Source organism: Chitinophaga sp. (assembly GCF_035564935.1).
Taxonomy (GTDB): domain Bacteria; phylum Bacteroidota; class Bacteroidia; order Chitinophagales; family Chitinophagaceae; genus Chitinophaga.
In genome coordinates, this window is the sequence record NZ_DATMTE010000971.1 from 1 (window position 1) to 3,368 (window position 3,368).

Genomic DNA, 3,368 nt, shown 5'->3' on the forward strand with positions numbered 1-3,368 from the left:
GAAACGGTTAAAATAAGCATCATCTTCAAAATTCAACTGCGCTGCAATCTGCTTAACAGAATGCTCACCCCAATACAGTAGCCGTTTTGCTTCCATAATACGCTTTTCATCAATGATGAATTTTGCATTTCTTCCCAGCAACGCTTTTACAGTGTCATTTAAATGTCCTGGTGAAACGTATAACATTTCTGCATAGTCAGATACCTGCGCTTTCTCATGAAAATGCTGATCAACCAGTATCTTAAACTGCCGCGCCATATTATATTGTGAACTTTCCGCAGTCATCCAGTTACCGGATGGCTCAGAAATACGTCCACATGCAATCACAAAAGCATTCAGCAGGTTACGGATAATCGCTTCCTTACGCAGCTTATCGCTGTTATACTCTTTCCTGATCAGGTCTGCATATGACAACACTTCTTCCAGCTGCTCCTCATTCAACGGCACCATACCGGAACTGAATACACAGCGCCAGCAACTCACCACTCCCAGCATTTCGGGCACCAGGAAATCGTTGGTGAAATATATATTGATCAACTCCGCATCTTCACTCATTTCGTGCTGGTGTACCTGGTTAGGCTCCATCAGCATCAGCGCCGGCGCCGTCATATCATATTTTTTAAAATCGATCGACTGCCGTATGCTGCCTTTTATCAATATATCTATGCTGTATCCGTTATGACGATGGGGAACATTCATATCACCCATACATTCAAGTCCGTTCCATTCACTCATGAAAAAGTTGGCACCTTCTGCATAGTCACAGTTATAAACCTGTACATCAGAATTTCGTGTTACAACATGTTCTAATAGTTCCATTGGTTGACTAATTTATAGGTAACCATTATTAAAATTGAGGAGTAAAGGTAGTTGAATAAATATTGTTGCTCCAACTATACCGCGTATAGATAATTTCTATATTACCTCTCTTTATCATTTTCCTTCTTCTACTTTTTCTGCAGGTTTTTCCTGCACCAGTACAAGGTCGCTCAGCTTCACATTGATAGGAATATTACCGATTTTCACAATGGCGCGTTTGTCGCGTATCTCCAGCACCTTACCTACCTGCCGGTTGGTCACTATCTTCACCTGCATTCCTACTTCTATCTGGCCTTTGATCTCTTCAAATTTGTCCTGTATTTTTTTATTGAGATGTTCGGTGTGTTGTTTCTCCCGGCGGCGGAACAACAGGATCTCGGCCTGTTTCATTACCTTCTCCTTATCATCGGCGCGTTTCCATTCTATCACGATCTGCTTCAGCTTTCGCTCCATATCTTTCAGGTATTGCAGGTCATCTTCCTTGATCTGGTTTTGTAATTTCAGCAAAGTATACTGCTGCTGCTTACGTTCTTTATCGGCCAGTATCTCGTACTCCTTCTTCAACCGCTCATTTTCCTTCAGCAATTTCTGCAGCTCCTTCTCTTTATGTTCTACTTTCTGCAGATCCTGTTCAGCTTTGTTCAGCAGCTTATCCAGCTGGAAATGTCCTTCATCCACCAGTTTCTTGGCCCGCGCAATGAGCGAGGGGTGCAAACCGATCCTCTCGGCAATGGAAAAGGTATAAGAACTGCCGGGCTTACCCACCATCAGTTTATACATAGGCATCAGGGTTTGTTCATCAAAGCCCATGGCCCCGTTAACGATCCCTTTCACCTTGTTGGCCATCACCTTCAGGTTCAGGTAGTGCGTGGTAACCACGCCATACGCATGCTTCTTCGCCAGCTCCTCCATGATCACTTCTGCAAAAGCGCCACCCAGGTTCGGATCCGATCCGCTTCCCAGCTCGTCTATAAAGAACAGTGTTCTGCCATTGGCGTTTTCCATGAAATATTTCATGTTCTTGAGATGGGAACTGTAGGTGCTCAACTCAAATTCGAGCGACTGCGTATCCCCGATATGGATCATCAGCTGTTTAAAAATACCGATCTGTGACGAAGGGTGCACCGGCACCAGCAGGCCCGATTGCAGCATCAGCTGGATAAGCCCGATGGTTTTCAGGGTCACCGTTTTACCACCGGCATTAGGCCCGCTGATCACCAGGATATGCGCATCTTTATCCAGGTTAATGCTCACCGGGATGGTTGGCTTCTGGTTCTTCCTGTTGTAAAGCAGCAGCAACGGGTGGTAAGCCTGTATAAGATTGAGCTGCGAATGCGGTACCAGCATGGGGAAATTGGCGTCCATATCCAGTGCCAGTTTGGCTTTTCCCCGGATAAAATCGAAGGTGCCAAGTATTTCATGATAGCCGTTCAGCAGGAAGGAAAAACCACTTAGTGAGGCTGTCATAGCTTTGAGGATACGGTATACCTCGCGGCCTTCCTCTCTTTCGAGCGACTGTATATCATTATTTAGCTCAATGGTTTCTTCGGGCTCCAGGAAGGAAGTTTTACGCGTATCGGATTCCCCGTGAATGATCCCCTTTACCATGCGCTTATTTTCCGCATAAATGGCCACCACCCTGCGCCCGTTGAGGAAAGCCTCTTCCTGGTCGGCCAGGTAGTTGAGCTTCTGCAGTTTCTGCAGGATGCGGTCAAACACACGGCGTAGTTCTGTGCGCTTACGGTACAGCGAAATACGGATGCGGGCCAGTTCCGGGGAAGCGTTATCCCTTACCTGCCCGGTTTCATCCAGCACCTCGTCGATAGTAGCAGTGATCTTTTTTTCGTAATGGGTTTCTTTGATCACTTCGTACAATGCAGCGTACTGGGTACGGCGGTCGTGATCAAAAAAGCGGACGATGCTATGCATGCTCTCTGCCAGTTTGCGCAGCAGCATGGCCTGTTCCCCGGTTAATACCGCGCCTTCGATAGACAACAGGCGCAGCTCTCTTTTGAGGTTCAGTATAAAATCGTTCGGAAAGTTTTCCTGTAACAGGGTGAGTTGTTTATATTCATGTGCCTGTTGCAGGGCGGTTTTTACGTAATCTATATGCGTGTGCAGGCGGAGCGCTGCGGCCATTTCCTTGCCCAGCTCTGTTTTGCAATGCTCTTGCAGCAATGCCTGTACTTTGTCGAATTCCAACTGCATCAACGCAGATTCAGGAAAATATTTCAAGTGTTATTTATTTAAAGTAAAAAGGCACCAACAACCGGGTAGTGTTCGTGTCTGCGTAAAAGGTTTACGTTCATATGCGCGCAAAGGCGCTGCCAATATAGTGGCGGAGAAAGCTGATCCGGGAAAATTAATTAATTCTTGTTCATCTTTATTGTCATTATGCTATCAAACGTTATCCGGCAATTCCGGCTTACTATCGGTTCCTGCTGCTGCTGACGTATGCTTTTGGGCAGTTTTCAGGGCGCTCCTAAGTTCCTGGAAACTGCAAAAGAATGTTAAAGTTACTTAACTTGTTCGTCTCCTCCATCATATAT

General features: G+C 46.0%; 2 protein-coding genes. Both read right to left on the reverse strand.

The annotated features are described in order from the left end of the window. The coding region (locus tag VN105_RS25170) for an AraC family transcriptional regulator (RefSeq protein WP_325645442.1) at window positions 1-819 on the reverse strand (819 nt) is incomplete at its 3' end. 114 nt (window positions 820-933) lie between these two features. Beyond that, window positions 934-3,054, reverse strand: a complete 2,121-nt coding sequence (locus tag VN105_RS25175) for an endonuclease MutS2 (RefSeq protein ID WP_414647264.1) — start codon at window positions 3,052-3,054, stop codon at window positions 934-936. Window positions 3,055-3,368: the final 314 nt, after the last annotated feature.